General features: G+C 37.8%; 28 protein-coding genes. 17 read left to right on the forward strand and 11 right to left on the reverse strand.

Features of this window, described 5'->3' with window-relative positions; all coding sequences use genetic code 11:
- Positions 1 to 26: 26 nt before the first annotated feature.
- Positions 27 to 1,094 carry a M20 family metallopeptidase gene (locus BLE01S_RS14690; RefSeq protein ID WP_066143793.1) on the reverse strand — a complete coding sequence of 356 codons (1,068 nt, stop codon included), beginning with the start codon at positions 1,092 to 1,094 and terminating at the stop codon, positions 27 to 29.
- A gap of 427 nt (positions 1,095 to 1,521) precedes the next feature.
- Between BLE01S_RS14690 and rsgA the strand changes: the two genes are divergently transcribed.
- The 6 genes from rsgA (at position 1,522) to BLE01S_RS14720 (ending at position 7,204) form a co-directional block, all read left to right on the forward strand.
- Entirely contained in the window at positions 1,522 to 2,580 is a 1,059-nt protein-coding gene (rsgA, locus tag BLE01S_RS14695) for a ribosome small subunit-dependent GTPase A (protein WP_066143797.1), read from the forward strand.
- A gap of 178 nt (positions 2,581 to 2,758) precedes the next feature.
- Positions 2,759 to 3,430: a response regulator transcription factor gene (locus BLE01S_RS14700; protein WP_066143800.1), complete on the forward strand. Its 672-nt coding sequence runs from the start codon at positions 2,759 to 2,761 to the stop codon at positions 3,428 to 3,430.
- Entirely contained in the window at positions 3,427 to 4,794 is a 1,368-nt protein-coding gene (locus BLE01S_RS14705) for a sensor histidine kinase (RefSeq protein WP_066143803.1), read from the forward strand. The genes BLE01S_RS14700 and BLE01S_RS14705 overlap by 4 nt, the downstream gene beginning before the upstream one ends.
- An 88-nt stretch (positions 4,795 to 4,882) precedes the next feature.
- The gene (locus BLE01S_RS14710) at positions 4,883 to 5,797 is read left to right on the forward strand and encodes an ABC transporter ATP-binding protein (RefSeq protein ID WP_066143806.1); all 915 of its coding nucleotides are present in this window, start codon (positions 4,883 to 4,885) and stop codon (positions 5,795 to 5,797) included.
- The gene (locus BLE01S_RS14715; RefSeq protein WP_066143811.1) at positions 5,794 to 6,468 is read left to right on the forward strand and encodes an ABC transporter permease; all 675 of its coding nucleotides are present in this window, start codon (positions 5,794 to 5,796) and stop codon (positions 6,466 to 6,468) included. Before BLE01S_RS14710 ends, BLE01S_RS14715 begins: the two co-directional genes overlap by 4 nt.
- A 1-nt stretch (position 6,469) precedes the next feature.
- Positions 6,470 to 7,204: an ABC transporter permease gene (locus BLE01S_RS14720; RefSeq protein WP_066143813.1), complete on the forward strand. Its 735-nt coding sequence runs from the start codon at positions 6,470 to 6,472 to the stop codon at positions 7,202 to 7,204.
- Positions 7,205 to 7,239: 35 nt separating this feature from the next.
- Here the strand turns inward: BLE01S_RS14720 and BLE01S_RS14725 are convergent, their stop codons facing one another.
- From BLE01S_RS14725 to BLE01S_RS14735, 3 genes are all read right to left on the reverse strand, one after another.
- Positions 7,240 to 7,950 (reverse strand): ABC transporter permease, encoded by a 711-nt coding sequence (locus BLE01S_RS14725; protein ID WP_066143816.1) that lies wholly within the window; start codon positions 7,948 to 7,950, stop codon positions 7,240 to 7,242.
- Positions 7,947 to 8,795 (reverse strand): ABC transporter ATP-binding protein, encoded by an 849-nt coding sequence (locus BLE01S_RS14730; RefSeq protein ID WP_066143819.1) that lies wholly within the window; start codon positions 8,793 to 8,795, stop codon positions 7,947 to 7,949. Before BLE01S_RS14730 ends, BLE01S_RS14725 begins: the two co-directional genes overlap by 4 nt.
- Positions 8,796 to 9,039: 244 nt before the next feature.
- Complete coding sequence (locus tag BLE01S_RS14735; RefSeq protein WP_231955859.1) at positions 9,040 to 10,083, reverse strand: response regulator transcription factor; 1,044 nt, start codon at positions 10,081 to 10,083, stop codon at positions 9,040 to 9,042.
- A gap of 294 nt (positions 10,084 to 10,377) precedes the next feature.
- On the opposite strand from BLE01S_RS14735, the gene BLE01S_RS14740 reads away from it, so the two are divergent.
- On the forward strand, positions 10,378 to 11,250 hold the full coding sequence (locus BLE01S_RS14740) for a hypothetical protein (protein WP_066143826.1): 873 nt from the start codon (positions 10,378 to 10,380) through the stop codon (positions 11,248 to 11,250).
- 42 nt (positions 11,251 to 11,292) lie between these two features.
- On the opposite strand, the gene BLE01S_RS14745 is transcribed toward BLE01S_RS14740, so the two are convergent.
- Positions 11,293 to 11,868, reverse strand: a complete 576-nt coding sequence (locus BLE01S_RS14745; RefSeq protein ID WP_066143831.1) for a YdcF family protein — start codon at positions 11,866 to 11,868, stop codon at positions 11,293 to 11,295.
- A gap of 158 nt (positions 11,869 to 12,026) precedes the next feature.
- On the opposite strand from BLE01S_RS14745, the gene BLE01S_RS14750 reads away from it, so the two are divergent.
- On the forward strand, positions 12,027 to 12,806 hold the full coding sequence (locus BLE01S_RS14750) for a YhfC family intramembrane metalloprotease (RefSeq protein WP_066143834.1): 780 nt from the start codon (positions 12,027 to 12,029) through the stop codon (positions 12,804 to 12,806).
- Positions 12,807 to 12,856: 50 nt separating this feature from the next.
- Here BLE01S_RS14750 and BLE01S_RS14755 read toward each other — a convergent pair whose 3' ends face one another.
- Positions 12,857 to 13,177, reverse strand: coding sequence for a YflT domain-containing protein (locus BLE01S_RS14755; protein ID WP_066143837.1), 321 nt, complete (start codon positions 13,175 to 13,177; stop codon positions 12,857 to 12,859).
- A gap of 152 nt (positions 13,178 to 13,329) precedes the next feature.
- On the opposite strand from BLE01S_RS14755, the gene BLE01S_RS14760 reads away from it, so the two are divergent.
- The 3 genes from BLE01S_RS14760 (at position 13,330) to BLE01S_RS14770 (ending at position 14,808) form a co-directional block, all read left to right on the forward strand.
- Complete coding sequence (locus tag BLE01S_RS14760; protein ID WP_066143841.1) at positions 13,330 to 14,010, forward strand: uracil-DNA glycosylase; 681 nt, start codon at positions 13,330 to 13,332, stop codon at positions 14,008 to 14,010.
- A 109-nt stretch (positions 14,011 to 14,119) separates the two neighbouring features.
- Positions 14,120 to 14,407: a YwdI family protein gene (locus BLE01S_RS14765; protein ID WP_066143844.1), complete on the forward strand. Its 288-nt coding sequence runs from the start codon at positions 14,120 to 14,122 to the stop codon at positions 14,405 to 14,407.
- A gap of 29 nt (positions 14,408 to 14,436) precedes the next feature.
- Complete coding sequence (locus BLE01S_RS14770; protein WP_066143850.1) at positions 14,437 to 14,808, forward strand: DUF423 domain-containing protein; 372 nt, start codon at positions 14,437 to 14,439, stop codon at positions 14,806 to 14,808.
- A 126-nt stretch (positions 14,809 to 14,934) separates the two neighbouring features.
- Here the strand turns inward: BLE01S_RS14770 and gerQ are convergent, their stop codons facing one another.
- Both gerQ and hemQ read right to left on the reverse strand, forming a co-directional pair.
- On the reverse strand, positions 14,935 to 15,333 hold the full coding sequence (gene gerQ / locus BLE01S_RS14775) for a spore coat protein GerQ (RefSeq protein ID WP_082788760.1): 399 nt from the start codon (positions 15,331 to 15,333) through the stop codon (positions 14,935 to 14,937).
- 262 nt (positions 15,334 to 15,595) lie between these two features.
- Positions 15,596 to 16,342 carry a hydrogen peroxide-dependent heme synthase gene (gene hemQ, locus BLE01S_RS14780; protein WP_066143857.1) on the reverse strand — a complete coding sequence of 249 codons (747 nt, stop codon included), beginning with the start codon at positions 16,340 to 16,342 and terminating at the stop codon, positions 15,596 to 15,598.
- A 216-nt stretch (positions 16,343 to 16,558) separates the two neighbouring features.
- On the opposite strand from hemQ, the gene pta reads away from it, so the two are divergent.
- The gene (gene pta / locus BLE01S_RS14785) at positions 16,559 to 17,539 is read left to right on the forward strand and encodes a phosphate acetyltransferase (RefSeq protein ID WP_066143860.1); all 981 of its coding nucleotides are present in this window, start codon (positions 16,559 to 16,561) and stop codon (positions 17,537 to 17,539) included.
- Positions 17,540 to 17,622: 83 nt separating this feature from the next.
- Complete coding sequence (gene lipL / locus BLE01S_RS14790; RefSeq protein WP_066143864.1) at positions 17,623 to 18,465, forward strand: octanoyl-[GcvH]:protein N-octanoyltransferase; 843 nt, start codon at positions 17,623 to 17,625, stop codon at positions 18,463 to 18,465.
- Positions 18,466 to 18,630: 165 nt separating this feature from the next.
- Here the strand turns inward: lipL and BLE01S_RS14795 are convergent, their stop codons facing one another.
- Positions 18,631 to 19,407 (reverse strand): RsfA family transcriptional regulator, encoded by a 777-nt coding sequence (locus BLE01S_RS14795; protein WP_066143866.1) that lies wholly within the window; start codon positions 19,405 to 19,407, stop codon positions 18,631 to 18,633.
- A 185-nt stretch (positions 19,408 to 19,592) separates the two neighbouring features.
- Here BLE01S_RS14795 and BLE01S_RS14800 point away from each other — a divergent pair, with 185 nt between their 5' ends.
- The gene (locus BLE01S_RS14800; RefSeq protein WP_066143869.1) at positions 19,593 to 20,894 is read left to right on the forward strand and encodes an HD domain-containing protein; all 1,302 of its coding nucleotides are present in this window, start codon (positions 19,593 to 19,595) and stop codon (positions 20,892 to 20,894) included.
- A 56-nt stretch (positions 20,895 to 20,950) separates the two neighbouring features.
- Positions 20,951 to 21,460 carry a YwgA family protein gene (locus BLE01S_RS14805; protein WP_066143874.1) on the forward strand — a complete coding sequence of 170 codons (510 nt, stop codon included), beginning with the start codon at positions 20,951 to 20,953 and terminating at the stop codon, positions 21,458 to 21,460.
- 36 nt (positions 21,461 to 21,496) lie between these two features.
- On the opposite strand, the gene thmT is transcribed toward BLE01S_RS14805, so the two are convergent.
- Positions 21,497 to 21,682 (reverse strand): 2-hydroxymuconate tautomerase, encoded by a 186-nt coding sequence (gene thmT, locus BLE01S_RS14810; RefSeq protein WP_066143875.1) that lies wholly within the window; start codon positions 21,680 to 21,682, stop codon positions 21,497 to 21,499.
- 153 nt (positions 21,683 to 21,835) lie between these two features.
- On the opposite strand from thmT, the gene BLE01S_RS14815 reads away from it, so the two are divergent.
- On the forward strand, positions 21,836 to 22,489 hold the full coding sequence (locus BLE01S_RS14815; protein ID WP_066143878.1) for a site-2 protease family protein: 654 nt from the start codon (positions 21,836 to 21,838) through the stop codon (positions 22,487 to 22,489).
- A gap of 30 nt (positions 22,490 to 22,519) precedes the next feature.
- Positions 22,520 to 23,026 (forward strand): YwhD family protein, encoded by a 507-nt coding sequence (locus tag BLE01S_RS14820; RefSeq protein WP_066143880.1) that lies wholly within the window; start codon positions 22,520 to 22,522, stop codon positions 23,024 to 23,026.
- Positions 23,027 to 23,617: 591 nt separating this feature from the next.
- Here BLE01S_RS14820 and BLE01S_RS14825 read toward each other — a convergent pair.
- Entirely contained in the window at positions 23,618 to 25,615 is a 1,998-nt protein-coding gene (locus BLE01S_RS14825; RefSeq protein WP_082788755.1) for a transglycosylase domain-containing protein, read from the reverse strand.
- Positions 25,616 to 25,785: the final 170 nt, after the last annotated feature.

The following is a 25,785-nucleotide window of genomic DNA, read 5'->3' on the forward strand; positions in this document are numbered from 1 at the left end:
TAAAAGAAAGGGAGAGTAACTAAAAATTAAGTACGCTCCATTGATTTTGCCAGTTCAATCAGAATGTCAATATAATCATCCACACTTTGAAGTATCACATTTTCCTGGTCACCGTGCCAATCACTTCCAGACGGACCAAATTCAACTGCTGGTATACCATACTTAGCAAAATGCTTCCCGTCTGAAGAACCGTGTTGGCCAAAAACATTGATATCTTTCTCAGGTTTCATTTTTACGCAGGCAGATTCTAATGCTTGTACATACGGATCGTTTTTCTTCGTTGCGATTGCTTCGCCCATTCCAGTGATGACAATCTTTCCGTCGACAACACTTTCAATTTGTTTAATAATTTCCTCATGAGATTGTTCTGGCAAAAACCGAATATTAATTGATATTTTACAAACATCTGGAACTTGGTTCATGACAGTCCCACCTTCAATAATAGGTAAGTCGATAGAAGGAAATTCATACATATCAGAACTTTCAGAGGCAAAGGGTAGCTGTGTAATTTTCTCATATTGGTGAAAAGCCTTTATTATCGCATTTTCTCCTTCCCACGGCCTGCTTCCATGGGCGGGTTTTCCTTTTACGATCAAATCTAAATACAACACGCCCTTGGATTGTAGGCCAATTCCAAGTTGTGTTGGCTCGCCACAAATAACAAAATCACCGCGATATCCTTCATCAGACAAATAGCGTGAACAATTACTTCCCGTTTCTTCATCAGAAACAATTTGCAACATTATTTTACAATGAAGTTGTTCTTTTTCCAATAATGTCATGACCCATATCATCGCAGCAACTCCAGCCTTCATATCTGCTGTTCCGCGTCCATACATTTTTCCGTTTTTCATAAGGGGGGAAAATTGTTCTGATTTCCCTGGTACGACATCCACATGCCCATTTAAGACAATTGTCTTTTCACTTTCACCAATTTCTGCTAGTAACATTTTAGCGCCATCGATTTCAAATTTCTTTGTCCGCAAATTCTGTCCACTAAGCCATCCTTCACAATAATCAATGGCTTGATTCGCACCTTCTTGTGTGGAACTATCTATTTTTACGAGGTCGGATAGTAAGTCTAAGACATTCATCTTTTGTCCTCCTATAATAGGCTATCTTTCTCACATACCACTTAGTAGAAAAATAAAACGAAAAAATGAGTATGGAGTTGCAGTATAATTGAGATGGATTTAAAAATAGGAACTGCTCATTTTTGTTAATCACTTTATAGAATAGTGTGAATATAGTATACTGGAATTGGTAAAATAAAATGTAATTTCTAAGGGGGAATGCAGTATGGCGAGTGTAATCAGTAATAAATCTAATTTCATCATACAGCCCATGGAAACAGGTGTTAATGTATAGTAGTATATTTATACTTCATTGATTCCTCCATTTCCCATGGGCAAAAAAGTTAGCTCATGGTTTAAGTGATCGGGATACGTATGCCCGTTACACAAAATGATAAACCGCAGCTGGCGGTTATTTTTTATGGAAAAAATCAATTGGAGGATGGACATGGATTTACAAAAATTAGGTTGGAATCAATTTTTTGAAACTGAATTTGACATATACAAACAAGCGGGATATACAGTAGGTAGAATAGCTTTGGAACATAAGCGGATGTATAGAGTGTTGACTGAGAATGAAGAAGTCCTCGCTGAAGTCTCGGGAAAGTTCAGGTATAACGCGGGGGATCGTAGTGATTATCCAGCTGTCGGAGATTGGGTTGTAATGAAGGTTAGGAGAGAGGAAGAACGGGCAACGATTCATGGAATTTTGCCGAGAAAAAGTAAATTCTCTCGTAAAGTTGCAGGGGTTACGACGGAGGAGCAAATTGTAGCTACTAACGTCGACACTGTTTTTATCGTGGCGGCTTTAAATGCTGATTTTAATGTTCGAAGGTTGGAACGATATATTTTAATGGCTTGGGAGAGTGGAGCGAATCCGGTCATTGTTTTAAGCAAAGCCGACCTTTGCGATAATATAGATGAAAAGGTGAGTGCAACAGAGGAAGTGGCCTTTGGCGTCCCTATTCATGTAGTCAGCGCGGAACAGAAGATTGGTCTAGATCAATTAGGTGTATATATGGAAGAAGGTCGGACAGTGGCATTGCTGGGGTCCTCTGGAGTAGGGAAGTCGACACTTGTTAATGTCTTTACTGGAAAAGAAATATTGAAAACTGCTAAGATTCGAGAAGATGATGCGAAAGGTCGGCACACAACGACCCATCGCGAACTGGTAGTTCTTGAAAAAGGTGGTATTTTAATTGATACACCTGGAATGAGAGAATTGCAGCTCTGGGAAGCCGATTCAGGTTTAAGTCAAGGATTTACAGATATTGAAGAATTAGCAGCTCAATGTAAATTCAGAGATTGTCAACATAATGGAGAGCCAGGCTGTGCTGTTGGCAAAGCGATGGAAGAAGGAACTTTAGACTCAAAGCGTTACGACAGCTACCTTAAACTCCAAAAGGAACTTGCATATATAGAAAGAAAAGAAGATAAGCAACTTGCCCTAGCAGACAAAGAAAAATGGAAAAAAATCACGACCTGGCAGAAAAAACAGAAAAAATGATGAAAGAAAAGCGGAGGCGCGTGGTAACTGCGGTAAAATATTACTTTTAGGTAGTTTTATAACTTATATTTGGATCCAATAAAGGGCTGGCAGTTTCATTGCTGGCCTCTTTGTTTTATGCCTCTTTGTTAATATATACTATAAAGAAAGTGAACTTTTAAAAAAAGGGGGGGGAATTATGGCTAGTATATTATATATAGAAGATGACCGGGAGATTAGCAAATGGGTCATAGACGTGTTAAAAGAAAAAGGACATGACGTTTTCTGGCTGTCTTCTGGGGAAGGGGCAATGGAAAAGTTAAGTGGAGTGGATATTGCCATTTTAGATGTCATGCTTCCGGGATTGGATGGTTTCTCTGTGGGGAGACGTCTGAAAGCAGAAGTGCCTGATTTACCAATCTTGATGTTATCGGCACGCACGTCTGTTGAAGATCGGCTACAAGGGCTTGAGTTTGCAGATGATTATTTAACAAAGCCATTTTATCCCGAAGAATTAGCTGCTAGGATTGATGTTTTGCTTCGTAGAACGCAGCGTTATCGTCCGGAAAAAATTGAACTGGGACATCTTATCGTCTATCCGGCGGAAAATAGAATTGTTGATCATGAAAAAGAGAAAGAAATTTTTCTTACTGGTAAACAACATCAAATTTTTCACTTTTTATTGCAACATTCCAATCAAATCTTAACGAAAGAGCAGTTGTATGAAGGGATTTGGAAGGAATCATACTTAGACGGTGATAAAACATTAATGGTACATATTCGTTATTTGCGAGAGAAAATTGAAAAAGATCCTGCTAATCCAGTCATTATAGAGACGATCCGTGGTTTGGGATATAGGATAAGACTATGAAACTTGCCAAATTTCGACATTCCCTTTTAGCCAGGTACTTATTGCTAATCTTTGCAGCACTTATGTTTATTCCAATTGCATTTCCCACTTTTACTGTTATATGGTATTCGTTCGAAAAGGATAATGAAACAGCAACAATCAATGGAGAAGGTCTCGAAAAGTTATGGCACCAAGAGGCAAGAGGATTAAACAATGCGAGTGCTGAAGAAATAAAAAAACGTTTTTCTTTGATGAAAAACAGGTATCCAGAATCGACTATGTTTTGGGTTGATCATCTAGGGGATTTACAAACCTCTTTGCCAGAACGCTCAGATATACCGTCTAATTGGAGTGCTACATATACGGTTGAATTTATGAAAAAAAGTTATGGTGGAGATCCATTCACAACAGTAGCTTTTATTGGAGAAGATCAGAATAACGGTTTTATTGTTTTTCAAATCCCTCGGGATGAACTAGATTCTTCTGTAGATAGTTTGATGAGTAGGTATTATTATCTTTTTTATGCAGGATTATTGGTCTTATTTGCTTTGTTTATATTTATATCGTGGCTTTTATTTTACCGAATGAGAAAAAGACTATTGAGATTAGGAAAAACAATGGATCAACAGGAAGCAGATGGGATTCCTAAACAAATCGCTGTTAGCAAAATGGATGAAATAGGCCAGTTAGAACAATCTTTTAACAATATGATAGATAAGCTTGAAGAAAGTCGCGATCGTCAACAAGAGGAAGAAAGTTTGCGCCGTCAGTTAATTGCGAACTTATCACATGATTTAAGAACACCGCTAACAACCTTGAGGGGACATCTCTATACATTACAAAAGGAGTCATTAAGTAAACAAGGACAGGATTCATTGCAGTTAATTGATCATAAAATCACCTACCTGGGACAATTAATTGATAATTTATTGTCATACACGCTTCTGACAACTGGAAAATATCCGAATAAACCAGAAGCAATTTCTATTTTCCGTGCAGTCCGGATAACTGTCGCTTCTTGGTATCCGACATTTGAAAAAGGTGGATTTCATATGGATATTGAATTACCGGAAAAGGAAGACATTATATGGGAATTGGATGCAAGCTGGCTTGAACGTGTGCTAGATAATATTTTTCAAAATGTTGTTCGCCATGCAAAAGCAGGTGGTTATATTGGGATAAAAGGTAAGAGAACAAAACAGGGATTCGAATTGGATATCATTGATCATGGACCTGGTTTTACAAAGGAATCGGAAAATAAAGGAGCAGGTATTGGAATGGCAATCATTTCTCTTATGTTGAAGGAAATGAATCTACAATGGGAAATGGAAACGGACGAGGAGGGTACAATCATTCATATAAGCGGAAAAGGTGAACGAGGTTAAATGCCTCGTTCTTTTTTTAACCAAAATTTAAACTTCTCCATCCTCTCATTTAACCTTATGACGATAAGCTGATGAAGAGGTGAAAAAAGTGGATGAAATAATTATACAGACGAATAACTTAACGAAACGATTTAAAGGACGTAAAGCAGTGAATGGAGTGAATATGGAGATTAGAAAAGGGGAGATATATGGATTCTTAGGTCCAAATGGGGCAGGAAAAACGACAACGATCCGAATGCTACTTGGCTTAATGAAACCAACATATGGGTCGATCCGCATGTTTAATAAAGATTTGACGAAAGAAAAAATAGCAATTTTGCGAAAAGTTGGTTCTCTTGTTGAATCTCCATCTTATTACGGTCATTTAACAGCGAAGGAAAATCTGGAAGCACTACGGCTCATATTGGATGTACCAAAAGCGCGAATCGCAAAAGTATTAGAGATTGTTAGGCTTACAAAGGAAGCGGATCGGCCAGTGAAGGGATTCTCGCTTGGAATGAAACAGAGGCTAGGCATTGCCGCGTCTCTGCTCGCCAATCCAGAATTATTGATTTTGGATGAGCCAACTAATGGACTTGACCCATCTGGTATACATGAAATCAGAGAATTGATTAAAAAAATGCCTGAGGAACATGGTATTACAGTGATTGTTTCCAGTCATCTATTAAGCGAAATCGATCATATGGCAACGCAAGTCGGTATCATATCAAAAGGAGCGCTCATTTTCCAAGATTCAATTGAAATACTACGTCAACGAGCTACAAGTCATATTCGTATAGTAACGAACGAGGGCGAAGCAGCATGGAAACATCTATTATCGAAAGGGATAAAAGCGGAGTGGACAGATGGCGTCCTATCTCTCAATCAAACAGAGGATATGTTTGTCGCTAGAACCGTTGCTGAACTAATCAAGAGTGACTTTCCCATCTATCGGGTGGAAGAACAGAAAATGTCTCTCGAAGATATCTTCCTTGATTTGACACGGGAGGAGGCAAGTTTATGATTAGAATCTTAAAATCAGATTTGCTAAAGCTAAAACGAAAGTGGATTTGGTTTTTAGTCTTCCTTGGACCATTTGGTGTCATTGGTCTTCAAGGGGTTAATTATGGTTTGCGTTATGACTGGCTTGTTAGACCAGAAAATGATCATTGGAAGAATCTACTTAACGATGTAAATATGTTACTTCCACTCACATTAATGCTCGGGATCGCCATTATTTCATCAATGACAGCGGGTATCGAGCATCAGCAAAATGCTTGGAAGCAAGTGCTGGCGCTCCCGGTTACAAGGATGTCTATCTTTACATCAAAGTTCATACTTAATTTACTCCTTCTGGCTATCGCTAGTTTACTCGTATTAATTGAAACGATTATCCTTGGATTATTACTTAAGTTCGGCATCGATTTCCCGCTAATAGCGATCGCTAAAAATAGCTTTTATCCATTATTGACTGCTCTGCCATTTCTTGCCCTACAAACATGGTTGTCAATTACGATGAAAAATCAATCATTGCCGCTAACAACAGGTATATTATTGGCGCTATTTTCCATGTATTTACCACTTCTTCTTCCAGAGGGATATGAGCCACTCACGTTTGTGCAAGCTGGTGTAGGAGTTGGAACGATTATCTTTTTCCTTGGGGCAATAGATTTTATGAAACGGGATGTGAAATAGTATGTTTATGAAGATCATTCAATCGGAATGGTTAAAGTTCCGGAAATCAAATATATGGCTGCTCCTTTTTGTGAGCCCACTACTCGCAGCCCTTGTTGGTTTTTTAACGGATGTGCAGAAAATGGAAGGAATAGAGTGGTATTATCTTTTATCAGGAATGCTGTTTGTCCACGGACTCTTATTTTTACCGCTTTTGACAGGCATATTCTCGGCATTTGTTACTAGATATGAACATCAAGGAGGGGGCTGGAAGCAGTTACTTGCTCTTCCGGTTTCTAGATTACAAGTTTATTTGGCGAAAGGTACCGTTGTAATGATCTTTCTTGCAATCACTCAGTTCTTTTTCATTGTAGCCTGGTATGGTGTTGGTATGGCGAAAGGAATTATTGACCCGTTTCCATTAGTATCGGCATGTAAAATTGCGCTTGTAGGATGGCTTGCTTGTTTACCCCTTGCCGCTTTGCAGCTTTGGATATCAACCGCATGGGCCAGCTTTGCTGCACCGCTTGCGATCAATGTGATTTTCACGATGCCCAATATTCTCGTTGCCAATTCTGAGAAATACGCGCCATTTTATCCATGGGTTCAGCCATTTTTAACGATGCTTTCGGCTGGGAATGGAAAAGTAGATGAATTTTTCTATATTCCGATTGAAACATTGCTTTATGTTGTACTAGGTAGTTTTCTCGTCTTTTTATGTGGAGGTTTACTTTATTTTCAGCGAAAAGCAGTGTGAACAAGGAGCAAAGCAGTCGACTTTGCTCCTTGTTCTTATTTATCAAACTGTCGCTTGCCATATATGATAAAGGTTAATATTAATGAAGCAATTGCCCATATTAGTAGAATGACAATATGAGTACCAATATCGGCAAAACCTTTTCCACTGGCGATAGCACTCCAGGCTGCGCTAAAGCGTTCGCTTGGCAGAAAGTTGATGAGTTTTAATATCGCTTTATTTTCGATAATGGATACAAACATTGGGGTTAAGCCGAAAATAAGCATCACAGGCATTCCGATAATCGTCGTTTCCATTACTGTTCGTGAAAGCAATCCAAGTATCGTTCCCATGGAAATATAGAAAATAAGATTAATAATAATGAGTATAGCAAACCAAGCTACATTCTCAACTTGAAAATCACTTAATATGATAGAGCCGATAATAACTACGACCGTCATTAATAATGATAAAGCACTTTTTCCAATTAAAATCTCAGTCGTGGAGGCAGGTGAGAGCAATAGCCCACGTAATGTATTCTTTTCTTTTTCTTCAGCAATCATTGCCGCTTGAACAAAAACCCCAGCAATCACGAAAGCAAGTGTGATTGGCATGGATTGCATCGTAGAATCATCTTCTCCAATTCGTCCTAATAAAGCTGCAAAAGCCAAAGGTATTGCTAATGTAAATAAAATATATGAATTTTTGTACAGGTCTTTCCAATCTTTTTGGAAAATGGCGTTCATGCGTTTGAATGAAAATGTCATAGTAAAACCCTCCCAGTTAATTTCACAAAAATATCTCCTAATGTTGGCTCATTGGAATGGATGGAAAGCAATTCGCCTTTTTTCATCCATTGATAAATTTGTTCAGCCCCAATTTCATTTTTATCGATAGACATCGTCCGTCTATCTTTTAATAGCACAGTGATGGTTGAATCCGCATAGTGTAAACGCAGATTCTGCGGAGTGTCGAGAGCCTGAATTTCTCCATTATCCAAAAAGGCTACTCGGTCACATAATTGCTCTGCTTCATCCATATCATGTGTCGTTAAAAAGATCGTTGTTCCTTCTTTATTCAATTGGCGCAAGCCTTCATGAATATGCTTGGAATTAACAGGATCTAGAGCAGAAGTGGGTTCATCTAAAAAGAGCAATTCAGGTTTATGAATAATGGCCCGAGCTAATGTGACACGCTGTTTCATTCCTTTTGACAGTTCTTTGACAAGCGTTTTTTGCTCGCTTGCCAAATTGACCTGTTCCAATACCTCGCTAATTCTTTGTTCCTTTACCCCATATAGATTGCAATAGAGTAAGAGATTGTCATATACCGACAGTCTGTCATACAATCCGCTATTGTCAGTTAGAATGCCAATTCTTTGCATCATAGAAGGATTTTTCTTCTTTGCCAGGGGTTTGCCGAACATATTCACTTCACCTGACGTATGTAATAATTGAGAGGTTAAGATTTTAATTGTCGTTGTTTTTCCCGAGCCACTTGGACCAAGAAAGCCAAATGTTTCCCCTTTTTTCACTTCGAAAGAGACATTTTTTAAAGCTGTTTTATTGCCGAATGATTTCATTAAATGGTTTACTTCAATAATATTTTCCATGTATCCCCTACTCCTTTTCAATTTTCATCTTGTGATTTTGTTTTCTGACTCCATCATATGGTGAAAACAATAAAACCGCATTAGATCAACGTTAAAAAGAGCATATATAGGGTTGAATGGTGCATATATTTCGGTGAACGGAGCAGGGAAAATAGATAACGCCACCGACTAGGGCAAGTAAAGGAGCACTGACTAAGAACGCCACGTCCTGTGGCAACGTCTGTGTGACCTGCATCGTGCAGGCCTAAATTCCAATTATATCCTTTAATTCATCTAGCTTGCCTTTTGATAAAGGGATGGAGCTTTTCTTCTGATCATCGAGCACTAAACTATAACTATTTCGGGTCCATGTGATGACTTCTCGAACTTTTTGTAAATTTACAATATATGATCGATGGCAGCGGAAAAATCCAAAAGGCTGTAGTCGATCATGTAAAGCTTGTAATGTAAGTGAACAAGGAAATACTTCGCCCTGCGCATTTAAATTTGAAACCCCACTAATGCTTTCAATATAGTCAATCTCAGTAGGGTCAAATAAAATGATTTTATCCTCCACTTTTGCCGGAATTTTATCGAAGCGAATTTGCATACTTGTTTCTGGTACTGGCTCTTCTTGGATCATTTCTTCATTTTTACCTTCGTTAACAGGCTCTTCGTTTTCATCGGCTACATCCAATTGTTTAAGTCCGGAATCATCCAAACGATACACGTGATTCGTCAGAGAAATGGCATTTTCTATATTCGATGTTGTAATCAATATCGTTTTACCTTGGCTTTCCAAACTAGCAATCAATCGATATAAAATCATTGTACTTTCGATATCAAGATTTTGAGCAGGGTCTTCCATTATAATAACGTCAGGATTATGTAATATCGTTCGACCGAAGTGGAGTCGTTTTTTTTCTGAAAAAGAAAGCTTATCGGAACGAGTATGTTTCTTGTCAATCAGTCCAACTCTTTCAAGGATTTCATCTATATCTACCTTTACATCGTATAAATTTTTGAAAAAGGTTAAGTGTTCTTTCGGACTCAAACGTTCATATATAGCATCGGATTGTAATGATAGACCGATATGTTGAAAAAACTGTTGGCGATCAATGTACGATTGTTGAAAGCGAACTTCGCCATTGGAGGACGGAATTTCTCCGATAACAATTTGTATTAATTTAATTCCAAGTTCACTATTACAGTGAATCGCAGTTGTTTCACCTTTATTCACTTCTAAATCAAAAGGAGGGAATAGCAGAGTATTTTGGTCTCTTTTCTCAAGTTGATGTATCGTTAACATAGTCATTTTGCTCCTTATTTAAAATAACGGCTCTTTTTTAAAATCATCCAAAGGGGTGGAATTATTAGATAATTATAGGGGGTAGCAAGGAAGGAGTCAATTTAGCTTATTTACACATGTTACCAAAACTATTATGGTATATATAGCCAAAGAATAATAGGTTAGGAGGCGATTATAATCAAGAAACGGAAAGCGAAGACTGATTTTAAACGAATAGGATATCAACTGCTCGCATTTGTTGCCTTTATTTATTCATTCCATCTTCTATTTGTTAACTACGAAAGATATGAGCAATTGAAACAGGAGCATGCGGGTCAACAGGCAACTGCAATTATATATGATAAAACAGCATTTGAAGACTTATATACTGGTGAAATCTCTTATAAAGCCCTTCTAAAACCTGGCCTCCTTGGAAAAGCAACAACGAGTATAAGAGAAGGTGCTATAACCTATCTAACAGAAGAAGAATTCAACACATTGTCTATTGGAGATTCCATCGACGGTTTTCATGTTGATGGGGTATTTCACAGGCAAGCATATGTGAATGAAGAATATAGGGGTTATTATTTTGGCTTTGTATTCCTAAGTCTTTATCCAATTGGCTATATGTTATTTTGGTTGTTTAAAATAATACGGTTGCGCTTATTCTTTGACCGTATATTACAGATTAAATCGGTAGACCGTGGTTTAACTTACTTTTTTAATTTTTTGATTTTTGGTGGACTTATTGTTGGGATGTTCTACTTTCTTTTTTCTCCGGGAGTAGAGATGGTGAAGAATGTATACGGAAAATATAATGGCGAAGGTTATGTCGATACATATGCATTGGTGTCAGACAGTGACTATGATGAGACAGTCGGCTATAGATATTATGAAGACAATTACTTTTTAGCTCTCGCTTATAAAGATCAAGATGGTAAACCAATTTATCTCACTAAAGAAGTGACGAGACATACATACAATACATACAAAGATGCTGATTTGCCTATAAGGTACTCGAAAGAGAATCCATATAAAACATACACACAAGATACTAATGGGAAGGATGTGTGGAACATTTTATTATCCAAAACCTTACTTTTATATTATCTTGCGGTGTTGATAATCGCATTACTCATTTTTACAGTTTACTTATTATATAAACGCAAGAAAAAGGGATATTATTAAAGCGCCCGGTGCAAGCAGAGACGCTTTAATAATTACAGAATATCATTTTCCAAAAATAGATGTTTTTAATAATGCGAGCCGTTCTCGAGTAGTTAATTTAAATTCAACTACGTTAGGTGTTTTAGCGGAGACTACGTCCGATTGTAATTTAAGTGTATCGGCAAGTTTCTTTGCTCTTGCTAGGTGAAAGTCACTAGTGATAATGGTGATGCTCTGGACCGAAGTTGGTAATAATTCTTTTGAAAAAAGAATATTTTCATAAGTAGATGTAGATTTTTCCTCAAGAATTAATCTATCATCCGAGATCCCTTTCTCTACAAGGAATTTCTTCATTGCTTTTGCTTCTGTTATATTTTCACCAGGACCTTGACCACCTGATAAAATGAGCTTTACATGAGGATATGTATTGGCATATTTTAACGCGGCATCAAGGCGAAATTGTAAAGAAAGCGATGGGACATCTCCGTTCACTTTGGCACCAAGAATAACGGCGTATTCGTTTTTTCCATTTGCTTTTGGTTTTTTGCCTTCATTCATCCATTTTCCGGTCAGCATCCATAGGAAAATACTTAGACTTAGGATAAATAGGAAGGAAAGAGAAATTATTTTTTTAATCATGATCACCACACCATTCTTTTAGCTATTAGGAAAAGAATAACGAAGAAATAATTAATAGTAAATCTATTAATAAGGGAAAACAGTTGAATATGAATACGAAAAGCAGCAATAAAGTAGTAAAAAATAAAGGGCAAACGAACGGAAAGGAGAATAGATAAATGGTAAATACTTTAACAATAATTGCAATCATTATATCTCTCGCCATTTCAGTAGGAGCGCCAATTGTGTTAGTTGTTATCTTCAAAAGAAAACTAGGAATATCCATAAAGGTAGTTCTATTTGGTATGTTAACATTTTTCTTCTTCTCTCAAGTGTTGGAACAATTAGCACATGCCTATTTTCTTTTTGGTAATGAAACAACGGAGAAGCTATTTAAAAATCCATGGATGTATATGTTGTACGGAGGGTTAATGGCTGGCATATTTGAGGAGACGGGTAGATTCATCATCATGAAATATGTTTTAAAGCATTTCCGCCGATGGAGGGATGGGTTAGCTTTTGGGATAGGTCATGGAGGAATGGAAGCCATTATACTTGTCGGGTTAAATAGTGTAGTTATGATCATTTTTGCCATGATGATCAATAGCGGTAACATCGAATCATTGCTTGTTAACGCACAAGTGAGAGAAGTATTAGCTCCGATCAGTGATCAATTAACAAATAGCTCATCCTATTTCTTTTTACTTGGTGGAATAGAAAGGCTTAGTGCCATTGCGATCCATATTGGACTTTCTATTCTTGTGTTATATGCGATCAGAAACCAGAAAATGATATATTTGTTCTATGCGATTATCATTCATGCTATCTTTGACTTTCCCGTGGCGTTATACCAAGCAGATGTGATAGAAAATATTTTTGTAATAGAAGCATGGATCGCGATAATCGGTGTTGGGTCAGTCATATGGACGGTAAAATCAAGAAAAATATTTGTTGAATAATAATTGGGGCTGTCCCAATTATTGTGAGACAGCCCCTACTAAAATAATAATTAATTTGTGGCAACGATAACGACTTGCCCGCCGTCTAGCACTTCTTCGTATTTTTCAGCTTCCTGCTCTGTTAAGCCTACTGCTTCGAATTTAGCGCGAAGCTCATCGCCTCTTTTTCGGAATACATTACTTACTGTATTGAGGATACCTTGTTCGCCTACTCCTACATCTCCGGTATCTGTCGCATCCGTTAAATCTTTGGAGCGTTCTTCACCATGTGCGAACACATAGATATTGTCATTTTTAAAGCCTTCAGCTTCCAATTCATTAATAATTTTTGTTGCTTGTACGCCGTTCTCACAAATTTTTACAGTATTCATAAAAAGTATCCTCCTTCAAGACTAAGTTCATTGCATCTCCACTGATGCATTACTTTGTATATATCCTCCCTATAATTGATTTAAACATGTTGTTTTTAAAAAGAAGGAGGAATGGGTAAAGGTATTTACAAACAAAGAAAGGATGATCAGATTTGACAAGAGAGATATTGCATAATGATTGGGGAACTCTCCTTGAGGAAGAATTTCAGAAGCCGTATTATGAAAAACTGCGTTCCTTTTTAGAAAAGGAATATGAGAAAAAGGTAATTTATCCAGCCCAGAAAGATATTTTTAATGCACTGCACTACACGCCCTATGAAAATGTGAAAGTTGTCATCATTGGACAAGATCCATATCACGGACCTGGACAGGCACATGGACTTAGTTTTTCTGTGAAACCAGATGTGAAGATCCCGCCTTCGCTAAGAAATATTTTTAAAGAATTGCATGCTGATCTTGGTTTTACAGTTCCAAACAATGGCTATTTGGTGAAATGGGCGGAACAAGGTGTGTTGATGTTAAATACGGTTCTGACAGTAAGGGCAGGAGAGGCTCATTCTCATCGAGGAAAGGGATGGGAAACTTTTACTGATAAAATCATTTCCTTCATTAATGAACGAGAACAGCCGGTTGTGTTTATACTATGGGGACGGCCTGCCCAGGAAAAAATGAAATTAATTGATACGAAAAAACACAAAGTTATTATGTCGCCACATCCTAGTCCATTTGCTGCAAGAAAAGGGTTTTTCGGAAGTAAACCATTTTCGAAAGCGAATGAAATATTAGAAGAAATAGGAGCAACCGCGATTGACTGGGAAATTTCTAATATATAGTAGGCGCTGATCAAGAGGGAATCCTGTTTGATTTTTTTAAGGAAAATGCATATGCTGTAATAAGAAATTCATTTAAAAGGATGTACTTAGAACGACAGGAGTGTCATAAATGGATATATCGTATGAAAAGCTCCTTGAAAAAATGGAGTTTGAATTGAAGAAGGCGAGAGCGGCAAAAGATACAGTCCAAATCAAAGGACATATATACGCTTTAAAGGCGCTCGCAGAATTAATGTTAGAGGAAGAGAAAGTGGAGTATAAAGAACCAAGCCTGCCACTAAGGCAGCCTCTTGTTCCACCATCGAGTCCTGTTATTAGTGAACCGCTCCAAACTATTCATTCTAAACCATTAGAAACAGAAGATGGTGCAAATGGCAATTCACTATTTGATTTCTAAAGGAAAAAAGAGAGGAATGTCCATATAATATGAAGTTGTTTATAATTTTTGGTGCAATAAATGCATTTTTAGCAGTCGGTTTAGGAGCGTTTGGCGCCCATGCACTAGAAGGTAAATTGGAACCAAAGTACTTAGAAGTATGGAAAACGGGTGTCATGTATCAAATGTTTCATGCTTTAGGTCTTATAGCAATTTGTATTTTATCTGGAAATGTCTCAGCATCATCGTTGTTGACAACATCAGGATGGTTTATGTTAAGTGGTATTATTCTATTTTCAGGAAGTTTGTATGTATTGAGTACATCAGGAATAAAGATACTTGGTGCGATTACACCGCTCGGTGGCGTTGCGTTTCTTATCTCATGGGTATTATTAATTATTTTTGCAGTAAAACATTTGTAATAGATGAAACAGGCACCATCCGGTTTTAAACTGGATGGTGCCTGTTACTTTCTTGCCCTCGACTGAAACTTCCATGTCCTGTGGGCGCAGTTTGAACGTGCTAAACAAGCGTCTCTATTTTTCATTTTACCTCGGTGGGTAGTTAGCTAATGGACCTGCGCCGAAGGGGTATTCATACTCGATTGGTTCATCGAAAGTAACAAAGTCGACATAAATCATAGGGATTAGATATCGTTTTCCTGTCTGTGGGTCACTAAGTATCACGTGATCCCTTCCGGCTGCTTCAATGATTCCATTAAAGATTTTTGCATTCCATTCACTATTATGCTCGAATGTGGTATAAACATGAACAAGCTTACCTTTGTTCAGCCGGAGAATATTCTCAATATAGGATTCTTCTACTGGAAGCATCCCAGGTACATTTATACCACCACTCGGTGTAGAGACCGGAAAAGGGACTTGCATTTGTGGTGTCCCAGCTATTTGCTGATTCCCTAAATAAGGATTTTGTTGATTGTAAGGCATATAAGGTAGCTGACCTTGCGGGTAAAAACCAGCTGCATTTGGATTTTGCGCCAAAACATTCCCTCCTATTCAAAAAATAAAAACATGAATCAGTGCTATAAGTAATAGAAAAACAACTTTGTACTCTTCCATGTTTATGTAAAGTGAATGGATGATATGTCATAACTTCAAATTTAGTAAGGTGCTTTTAAATAATAAAAAGACCGAACGCATTTATGTTCGGTCTTTTTATTATTTTTATTGAAGCTAGGCTAAAGCATTCTTATTTTACGTATAGAAACTTGTTTATATCATCTAATAGGTTCCCAACGTAGAATGATCCAAATTCACCATAGCGGGCACTTACTTCATCAAAGCGCATTTCATAAACGATTTTCTTAAACTGAAGAACATCATCGGAGAATAAAGTGACTCCCCATTCCCAGTCATCAAATCCAACTGATCCACAGATAAGCTGTTTAATTTTCCCAGCATATTGACGCCCGATCATTCCATGGCTGTACATTAGCTTTTTACGCTCTTCCATGGATAACATATACCAGTTGTCATTGCCTTCACGACGCTTATCCATTGGGTAGAAGCATACATGCTTTGTTTTCGGTAAAATTGGGTACAAACGTCCGCGAACATACGGGTTTTGATATGGGTCTTCATCTGATTCGCCAGCAAGGTAATTGCTCAATTCAACGACAGATACGTAAGAATATGTAGGAATGGTATATTCTGCAATCGTTAATTTATTAAATTCGTTCTCTAATTCATTTAATTCTTCCATTGTCGGACGCAAAATCATCAGCATGAAATCTGCTTTTTGACCGACAATACTATAGAGGGCGTGGCTACCTTCTTTTTTGTCCTGTACATCATTTAGTTTTTCAAGGTATTGTGAAAATTCATGAATGGCAGCTTGGCGCTCATCGCTCGAAAGCATTTTCCATGATGCCCAATCCATTGTTCTAAAGTCTTGCAGTGTATACCAACCATCTAGTGTTAGTGCCGGTTCACTCATGTGGATCAACTCCTATTCAAAGTCATTCTAAAGTAACTATAACACAGTTTGTCCATCACAACATTTCGCAAACAAAAATGTTAATAAAAAGACAAGATTGTAGTCAAATCATTTTCAAAGATGGGGAAAAAGGGTATATAATGTCGTCTTAAACACTTTTATGTGAAAAATGTACTTTATCGGGTACACTAGAAATAATGAAGGAGGACGGATATAATGTCAGATTTATTTGAAGGTTTAAAAGCAAAATTAAATGAAGGGGATAGAAAAATTGTTTTCCCTGAAGCGTTAGATACAAGGGTGCTTGGTGCGGCGGGACGGCTTGCTGCAGATGGACTAATTACTCCAGTATTAATTGGTAACATCGAAGCAATCCAAGCAAAAGCGAAGGAACTTAATGTTTCACTAGATAAAATGGAACTTTATGATCCGGAGAAATATGCAGAGATCGATGCAATGGTTGCTGCATTTGTAGAGCGTCGTAAAGGAAAAGCAACAGAAGAAGATGCTCGCAAATTATTGCTTAATGAAAATTACTTTGGGACAATGCTCGTTTATATGAATAAAGCTCATGGTTTAGTAAGTGGTGCTGTGCATTCAACTGCAGATACAGTACGCCCTGCCTTGCAAATTGTTAAAATGAAACCAGGTCTTAGCAAAACATCAGGCGTTTTCATCATGGTGAAAGAAGATACAAAATATCTATTTGCTGATTGTGCAATAAATATTGCACCAAATAGTCAAGATTTAGCTGAAATTGCAGTGGAAAGTGCAAAAACAGCATCCATGTTTGATATTGAGCCAAGAGTAGCAATGCTTAGCTTTTCAACAAAAGGTTCTGCTGTTTCTGATGAGACGAAGCGAGTAGAAGAAGGCTTAAAATTAGCTCAGGAAATGGCACCTGAATTGATTATCGATGGAGAATTTCAGTTTGATACTGCAATCGTTCCCTCTGTTGCTAAACAAAAAGCTCCAAATTCTCCGATCCAAGGAGATGCAAATGTATTTGTATTCCCTAGCTTAGAAGCTGGAAATATTGGCTATAAAATTGCTCAACGCTTAGGTGGATACGAAGCAGTTGGTCCTATTTTACAAGGCTTAAATGCACCAGTTAACGACCTTTCTCGTGGTTGTAGCGAAGAGGATGTGTACAAGCTAGCTATTATCACAGCTGCACAATCAATGGAAATTGCATAGTCCGGAAACCAAATCAATGGGCAGGCTGAAAATCTATTCCTAATTTTCACCTAGTCCCATCGGTTTTTATGGAGGAGTCACATATGTCAGACGGGATAGTATTATTACGTCAGGAAGAATGGCGTTTGATTGATCAATCTGGGTTTAATCCCCATTTTCATGCGCTTCAATCATTTGCTATTGATGATACGCTTTGCATGTCGGTGGGACGGGGTTATTCACCGCCGACAGCCAGAGCGTGGGTTCATCCAAAAACGATTGTACTTGGTATACAAGATACGAAGTTGCTAGGATTGCATGAAGGCTTGGCATTTTTAGATGATATAAACTATCAATCGGTTGTTCGCAATTCAGGCGGTTTAGCAGTAGCACTTGATGAAGGGGTTTTGAATATCTCACTTATTTTTCCCGATACAGAAAAGGGAATAAATATAAACAGAGGCTATGATTCTATGTTGAGCCTTATTCGTCTTATGTTCCAAGACTTAGAAGGCGAAATTGTTGCACGGGAAATTGTTGGTTCCTATTGTCCAGGAAGCTATGATTTAAGTATAGGTGGGAAAAAATTCGCTGGTATTTCTCAGAGAAGAATTAGAAAAGGTATTGCTGTACAAATTTATTTATGTGTTACAGGAAGTGGCTATGAGCGTGCTGAAATTGTTCGGAATTTTTACCATCATGCCAAATATGATGCACCATCTAAATTTGTATTTCCAGACGTCCGACCTGAAGTAATGGCATCTTTGTCGGAATTATATGGCCTCGATTTAACAGTCCAAACAGTCATGCTTCGCTTTCTAAATACCCTAAAAACCTTAAGCGGAAAAATGTACGCAAGCCAACTACATGGCGAAGAACTAGAATGGTTCCAATCCTACTACGACCGCATGATAGAAAGAAATAATAAAATATATGGAAAAGCGTAAGGCGCTTGCTTAGGGGGGTACAAACTGCGCCCACATGATGTGGGTGCGTCGACGTTGTCGAGGAACCTTCGTAACGAGATAAAGGAAACACAATGAGTCACGAAAAATAGATAAAGCCGTGACAGAAACTTGTCACGGCCAAAAATAAAATGAGTTATATTTATTCTATTCGGCAAGTTTTTCTAGATTTCCGTTTCGATCCATTTTAAATGAGTTCGACTGTCGATCATCCTCTTCAAAAAGAACTAGTTTTCTTGCTCTATTTAGTATTTTCATTAATGTCTCATAGTCTTCTTGCATTGTTACAGAGTTATCTTCTAGTTTTGCAACCTTATCTTGTAATGTCTTGTTTTCACCTTGCAAGTCAGCCTTTTCTCGTTTTAATCTCGCATTCTCATTTCTCAAAATATCCAAATGAAACTCGGAATTCTGGAATTGCTGCAAATAAGCGATGATTTTATCCATATTCATCTCTCCAACTGCAGAGGTAGAGGCAGGTGCGGGTAAAAGATAGTTATTAAATGGAAGCGACTCCGCCATACTTTCCTCTTGACCTAATTCCTCTTGATAGAAATTATTTTGGTCTATTGTATCTGTTGGAACGTTCTCTGTTTCCTCCATTGCACTTAAAATAGCAGATTGAGATTCATTTATAAATGGTTGTGGTGGTTGATAAAGAAGTTTCTTCTTTCCACCTTGATCTTTACCTAACATACGTTGACGCTGTTTTCGTTGTTTCTTTGCTAAATCTAGTGCTTTTTCATATTGATGACGAACGACTGCATTCCATCTGAAGCCACATGCTGCAGATGTTCTATTTAATTTGTCGCCAACTTCTTCAAAAGCATTTAGCTGTGTACTTCCTTCGCGCACATGTCGCAATACTGTTTCCGCCAACAATAAATCATTTTCTTCTGTCCACGCATCCTGTCTAGTTTTCATTACTCATCAACTCCCATTATTCATCTATTTTTTAATGGCCAAGCCATCTTCCTGTAATCATAGGATGGACAATGAAATTAGTTTTTATACCAAATTGGTAAAATAATTACTAGATACTCATATGCTTTATTAAAAAAATCAAAACCTATATAATAAAAACAAGATAGATAGGAAGAGGGTTGCCAATGCATGATTCCAACTTGAAATTAAGCGAGGAAAAAGTCTTTAAAGACCCCGTCCATCGCTATGTACATGTGAGAGATAAAATTATTTGGGAACTAATTGGAACGAAGGAATTTCAACGGCTTCGTAGAATTAAACAACTTGGGACGACATATTTAACGTTCCATGGTGCTGAGCATAGTCGCTTTAATCATTCGCTTGGTGTGTATGAGATTGTAAGGCGAGTGGTTGATGATGTATTTAAAGGGCGACCTGAATGGAATGAAGACGAAAGGCTACTTTCACTTTGTGCTGCTTTATTGCATGATCTCGGTCATGGACCATTCTCTCATTCCTTTGAAAAAGTGTACCATCTAGACCATGAACAATTCACAAAAAGAATCATCCTTGGCGATACAGAAGTCAATAAAGTCCTAAAACGCGTGAGTGTTGATTTCCCACAAAAAGTGGCAGATGTTATTGGGAAAACATATCATGATAAGCTTGTTGTTAGCCTGATCTCCAGTCAAATTGATGCGGATAGAATGGACTATTTACAACGTGATGCTTATTTTACTGGGGTTAGTTATGGGCATTTTGATATGGAGCGGATTTTGCGGGTAATGAGGCCGCGTGAAGATCAAGTTGTTTTCAAATCGAGCGGAATGCATGCTGTTGAAGATTATATTATGAGCCGGTACCAAATGTATTGGCAAGTATACTTCCATCCAGTGACGCGGAGTGCGGAAGTGATTTTAACGAAGATTCTTCAACGAGCGAAAGCTTTGTATGAAAACTCTTATTCTTTCAAGTATGAACCATCACATTTTGTCTCATTGTTTGAGGAAAAGGTGACATTAGCTGATTATATAAAACTAGATGAGTCTGTTATTTTATACTATTTTCAAATGTGGGAAGAGGAAGATGATTTTATCCTTCGTGATTTATGTTATAGATTTATGAATCGTAATTTATTTAAATATGTAGAATTTGATCCGGCTAGGCAATATAAATTATTAAGTCGCCTAGATGAACTATTCCGACAGGCAGATATCGATCCTGACTATTATTTGGCAGTTGATTCTTCATCGGATTTGCCTTATGATTTTTACCGGCCAGGAGAAGAGGAAGAGCGTCTTCCTATTCAATTATTAATGCCGAACGGAGATGTGCGGGAATTATCGAGAGAATCGACTATCGTCGATGCTATTTCTGGCAAGCGTAGAACAGATCATAAATTATATTTTCCAGAGGATCTGCTCTTAGATCATTCCAAACATCAAAAAGTCAAACAGCAAATCTTATCCATTTTAAAAAAGCATTAGAAAATGGCTAGATATCATTACGCTGAAAAAAATTGTGCAGGAGTTGAAAAGTTGTCATGTTGAATGACCACCTTCGATTAATGAATGTTTTTGCTGTATCAGATGAGATTATTGGCCGAAAAAAATTACAAAAAATGATATATATTGCAAAAAAACTAGACTTTCCTTTTCAAGAGAAATTTGAATTTCACTTTTATGGTCCATATTCAGAAGAATTGACACTGCGTGTAGAAGAATTATGTAACTTTGGTTTTATCGAAGAAACAAAAGAAGATAAAGGGAGTTATTATCAATATAGATATATAATTACTGAAAGTGGGGAAGAGTTTTTAAATTCTTACCAAAAAGAAATACCTCATCTTCATGAATGTTTTACTAGTATGAATCAGGAAACCTCGCGTTTTTTAGAGTTAGTTTCAACGATTCTATATTTCGAAGAAGAACCGAAAACAGAAGTAGTGAAAAAAATACATACACTAAAAAATAAGCAGCAATATACACTAGAAGAAATGGACCAGGCATATATATACATAGAGCAATTGAAAAAGACAGCCGTTCCGCATTAAGATGTCGGATTTGCTGTCTTTTGGACTAGTGTTCTTTTATTCGTCGCTTAGTCTTTTCCCGCCTACAGCGTAATGGTTTTTGCTCATTTCTTCGATGAAGACAACAATCTTATCTTCGGCGGCCCCTGTTGTTTCGCTGACAGCAGTTGTTACCTTTTCTACGAGTGCCTTTTTTTGTTCTTCACTACGGCCTTCGATCATTTTAACGGTTACATATGGCATACTATTTTTCCTCCCTCAATATGTAGTATCATGAAAAGTGTATGCCTTTTTTAGGTTTGGAGCAAGAGATCGAACAATTTAAATGAGTATGCGTGATTTATTTTGTATAATATAGTTTAGAAGTATAGTTTGAAAAATGAAGGGGCTGTGTGTGTGGAACGATTTCTTAGGTTTCCATTGGAACAAATTCCGCTTATTGCCGGAGTATTACTGATCGCTTTTACTGTGCATGAATTTGCGCATGCCTATACAGCGAATAAATTAGGAGATCCAACTGCGAAGAAACAGGGACGGTTAACGTTAAATCCAATGCAGCATCTTGATCCTATCGGGACGTTGCTCATTTTTATCGTTGGATTTGGATGGGCACGACCTGTACCAGTTAATCGAAATTATTTCAAAAATCCTCGTCTAGGTGGCATACTTGTTTCCTTGATGGGACCTGTTAGTAACTTTGCCCTCGCTTTAATTGGAACAGGAATCATGTACGGCTTGGTTGTGACTGGGATTGCTGCTACATTACCATCTTTAGTGGTGCAATTTTTTAGTCTATTCGTTTATCTGAATGTATTGCTATTTGTCTTTAACTTAATACCACTGCCCCCTCTTGACGGGTACCGAATTGTGGAGGATCTTGTGCCACCTTCCGTTAGAGCAAAAATGATGCAATACGAGCAGTATGGATCCTTAATTTTTTTAATCCTTGTTATTACACCATTAGGTAGATATACAATATATCCAATCATCAACAATGGCGTACCATTTTTTATTAATAGTCTAAATAATTTTTTCGCCATGCTTTTTTAATTTATGAAAGAGTGATAGGAGGAATGTAGGATGGAAAAAGGTAAAAGAAAGCTGGAGTTTAATATTATTAAAAATGATCCAACTGATGGGCATAAAGGTTTTGGGATTGGCTCCCTCAATTTAGAAAATATTACTCCTTTAATGGTCGATCCTGAAGAAGGTGAAGCGTGGATCGAAGAACAAGCGATGCACGCACGCAGTAAAACAGAACGTGGCGTAAAATACTTAAAAGATCGAACTGAATTACCAGAAGAAGGAACAAAGACATTTTGGGTTATTTGGGTAGCTGTCGACCGAAAACCAGAGGGCCCTTATTATGCCGGAATTACAGCCTGTGAATTACTCATCAATCGTCCTGCTCGCCGAGGCTATAAGTCAATGCCTGAACATGTCAACCATCTAGATAAAGCAATGAAAGGACATGTGATCGTTCACAACATGGATGAAAAATCCAGAAACATCCTCTCAGACTTCCTAAAAGAATACGACGAAGGCATGTGGGAACGCGCAAACGAAGAATTAAAAAAAGAATTTTAATACAGAAAAGCGGAAGCGCCTGTTTAGCGACGTACAAACTGGAGGGATTCTGACGAGATAAAGGAAACACGATAAGCCTGCAAGGCGAACCGATGTTGACTTATCGTAGGAAGAATCGTGAAGTTTGCTAGTCGCTGGGCGCTGTAGCTAGACACCAAGAAAAGCGGAAGCGCCCGTTCAGCGACAAAAACTGCGCTCGCAGGAAGCGGGTGAGTCGACGTTGCCACAGGACGTGGCGGTTTAGTCGAGGAACCTTATTTTTCATGCGAGATAAAGGAAACACAATGTTGACCTATCGTAGGAAGAATCCTAAAGTTTTCTAGTCATTGGGTGCATTTAATTGTAATTCAAATGTAGTGCTCACCAAATTTTACAAAAATCAACAAAAGTATGAACAATCTATGACAGTTTCGGAAAACGAACAAAGGCTGCTTGCTGAATATCGTAAAAAAAAGTAAACTTGATATAGTTTGCACATGGCAGACTAGGACAATCAAAAGCCCGAGGCTGCACACCTCGGGTTTTTGGCATTTAATTAATCGTTTTCACAGACTTAGCGAAGATTTGGGGAATCCAGGTGATTAATTAAAATTAATGATGACATATTTCTTTAGGCTCCGTGCCGTTTGCAAAGTAGATGAGTCTAAAGGTTGGACAGGACTGAGTAGCGATTTTTCCAGTTACAGGATCTATCGGGATCGGCTCTACCCCTACAGGTGGCTTAAATGTATGGATGTCTTCAGGTTCTCCTTCGATTGCCCGCTCCATAAATTGAGACCAAATATTTTTTGCATATAATTTATCTGCAGTAAGTGTAATCTCTGACCCTTTGTCATACCCAGTCCATACTGTAGCTGCAAGAGCTGGTGTATAGCCTGCCATCCAACTATCTGAATTGGTTGAACCGGATTTTCCGGCATATAGTCGGTTCATATGTGGAGCTATTGAAGCACCTGTCACAGTAGCGTAGCCATTCAATTTCGTATCAAACATTCCCGTCATCATATGGCTCATCACGAACGCAAGTTGTGGTTTTAATAATTGCTCGTGATTTTGTGTTGCTTCGTATACTACTTTTCCTCGATAATCCTCTACCTTTTGAATAAAAACAGGCTCTACCTTATCTCCACCATTCGCAAGCATACTATAGGCATTTAATAATTCCATGACCTTTACACCAGAACTTCCAAGTGCAAGCGATGGGACCTGAGCAATGTCTGTAGTAATGCCGAAATTTTTCATCGTATCGACCAGTACTTCTTGTCCTAAAAATAAATGAGTTTTTACTGCGTACATATTGTCAGAAACAGCTAAGGCTTGGGCCATTGTAATTTCCCTGTTCGCATATTGGTTGTTGAAATTCTGTGGTGTGTATTCTGAATTATTATCGTTATATTTAAATGTAGTAGCCTCGCTACGCAATAAAGTAGAAGGAGTAAAGCCTCTCTCAAGTGCTGCGTAGTATAGAAGCGGCTTAATGGTAGACCCAGGTTGGCGAATTGCCTGAGTTGCCCGGTTGAAAGAACTTTCATCATAATCCCGACCACCAACCATGGCAGTGACAAAACCTGAACGCGGATCCATTGCGGCAAAGCCAACTTGTATGTCCGAAGAATCAGAAATAGTATCTGCTATAACTGATTCAGCAATTTCTTGTTGTTTAGGATCAAGTGTAGTGAAAACCTTTAATCCACCTAAAGTAACTATCCTTTCATCTAATCCAACCTTTGTTAGAAGTTCTTTTTTTACGGCATCATAAAAGTATGGTGCTGATTCTGCCCGATGATGTGGATGCTTACCAATGAATATAAGTTTTTCCTTTGCTGCTGCATCAGCTTGTTCGTTAGAGATAACACCTGTTTCTTTCATCGCATCCAGAATGAGTAACTGTCTATTTTTTGCTTTTTCAAAAGAAATAAGTGGTGAAAAAATACCTGGACCTTTGGGGATTCCCGAGAGCATTGCGCCTTCTGCAAGTGATAAATCCTTTGCACTTTTTCCAAAGTAATATTGGCTAGCTGCTTCAATTCCATAGGCACCATGTCCATATGAAATAGTGTTTAAATAGCCCTCTAGAATTTCATCTTTATCATAATTTATTTCTAGACGAATGGCATAAAAGGCCTCGGATATTTTCCTTTTCCAGGTTTTGTCTAAAGTTAAAAATAAATTCCGAGCATATTGTTGTGTAATTGTACTAGCACCTTGAACCTTTTTCATAGCTTTTGCATTCGCTAAAACAGCTCCCCCAATTCTTTTAATATCAAAGCCGTGATGACTGTAAAAGGTTCGGTCTTCAATCGCAATTATCGCGTCTATCGTAGTAGGGGAAATGTCATCTAGGGAAACCCAATAACGTTTTTGACCACTATTACTTTCTCCAATGATAGATCCATCATCTGCATAGTATAAATTGGATTGTGGAATAGATAATGGAGGTGGGCCGATTATTTTCATATATAAATAAAAGGAAAATAGAAGAACTGCAATAGCTGCAAAAGCTAGTATGCTGGTGAAAGTAAGTAATCTCACTGTTCTCCATTTTCTTCTTATTGCTTTTTCCGGTTCCAATGAATCCACCTCCCACATTCTATTAATCTTTTTCTCATCAGTATGAAAGTAAAACTGATTTTTTATTCATTTATTTTAAGTTTATTTCCTTTTCTCGTAATTTGTGTTGCCCTGTGGGAAGGCATACCGTGGAAGCCTGGAATATTATATAATAGTAAGTAACGACGATGATTTGTTGAAATGAATGG

Source organism: Lederbergia lenta NBRC 16444, assembly GCF_001591545.1.
GTDB lineage: Bacteria > Bacillota > Bacilli > Bacillales > Bacillaceae_C > Lederbergia > Lederbergia lenta.

Coding starts and splice junctions, on each gene's coding strand:
- BLE01S_RS14720 (WP_066143813.1), top strand. CDS start 6,470: ATGTTTATGAAGATCATTCAATCGGAATGGTTAAAGTTCCGGAAATCA.
- BLE01S_RS14735 (WP_231955859.1), bottom strand. CDS start 10,083: ATGTTAACGATACATCAACTTGAGAAAAGAGACCAAAATACTCTGCTA.
- gerQ (WP_082788760.1), bottom strand. CDS start 15,333: ATGCCTTACAATCAACAAAATCCTTATTTAGGGAATCAGCAAATAGCT.
- BLE01S_RS14690 (WP_066143793.1), bottom strand. CDS start 1,094: ATGAATGTCTTAGACTTACTATCCGACCTCGTAAAAATAGATAGTTCC.
- lipL (WP_066143864.1), top strand. CDS start 17,623: ATGTCAGACGGGATAGTATTATTACGTCAGGAAGAATGGCGTTTGATT.
- thmT (WP_066143875.1), bottom strand. CDS start 21,682: ATGCCATATGTAACCGTTAAAATGATCGAAGGCCGTAGTGAAGAACAA.
- BLE01S_RS14800 (WP_066143869.1), top strand. CDS start 19,593: ATGCATGATTCCAACTTGAAATTAAGCGAGGAAAAAGTCTTTAAAGAC.
- BLE01S_RS14745 (WP_066143831.1), bottom strand. CDS start 11,868: ATGATTAAAAAAATAATTTCTCTTTCCTTCCTATTTATCCTAAGTCTA.
- BLE01S_RS14730 (WP_066143819.1), bottom strand. CDS start 8,795: ATGGAAAATATTATTGAAGTAAACCATTTAATGAAATCATTCGGCAAT.
- hemQ (WP_066143857.1), bottom strand. CDS start 16,342: ATGAGTGAACCGGCACTAACACTAGATGGTTGGTATACACTGCAAGAC.
- rsgA (WP_066143797.1), top strand. CDS start 1,522: ATGGATTTACAAAAATTAGGTTGGAATCAATTTTTTGAAACTGAATTT.
- BLE01S_RS14795 (WP_066143866.1), bottom strand. CDS start 19,407: ATGAAAACTAGACAGGATGCGTGGACAGAAGAAAATGATTTATTGTTG.
- BLE01S_RS14725 (WP_066143816.1), bottom strand. CDS start 7,950: ATGACATTTTCATTCAAACGCATGAACGCCATTTTCCAAAAAGATTGG.
- BLE01S_RS14770 (WP_066143850.1), top strand. CDS start 14,437: ATGAAGTTGTTTATAATTTTTGGTGCAATAAATGCATTTTTAGCAGTC.
- BLE01S_RS14715 (WP_066143811.1), top strand. CDS start 5,794: ATGATTAGAATCTTAAAATCAGATTTGCTAAAGCTAAAACGAAAGTGG.
- BLE01S_RS14750 (WP_066143834.1), top strand. CDS start 12,027: ATGGTAAATACTTTAACAATAATTGCAATCATTATATCTCTCGCCATT.
- BLE01S_RS14820 (WP_066143880.1), top strand. CDS start 22,520: ATGGAAAAAGGTAAAAGAAAGCTGGAGTTTAATATTATTAAAAATGAT.
- BLE01S_RS14825 (WP_082788755.1), bottom strand. CDS start 25,615: ATGTGGGAGGTGGATTCATTGGAACCGGAAAAAGCAATAAGAAGAAAA.
- BLE01S_RS14705 (WP_066143803.1), top strand. CDS start 3,427: ATGAAACTTGCCAAATTTCGACATTCCCTTTTAGCCAGGTACTTATTG.
- BLE01S_RS14805 (WP_066143874.1), top strand. CDS start 20,951: ATGTTGAATGACCACCTTCGATTAATGAATGTTTTTGCTGTATCAGAT.
- BLE01S_RS14765 (WP_066143844.1), top strand. CDS start 14,120: ATGGATATATCGTATGAAAAGCTCCTTGAAAAAATGGAGTTTGAATTG.
- BLE01S_RS14755 (WP_066143837.1), bottom strand. CDS start 13,177: ATGAATACTGTAAAAATTTGTGAGAACGGCGTACAAGCAACAAAAATT.
- BLE01S_RS14700 (WP_066143800.1), top strand. CDS start 2,759: ATGGCTAGTATATTATATATAGAAGATGACCGGGAGATTAGCAAATGG.
- pta (WP_066143860.1), top strand. CDS start 16,559: ATGTCAGATTTATTTGAAGGTTTAAAAGCAAAATTAAATGAAGGGGAT.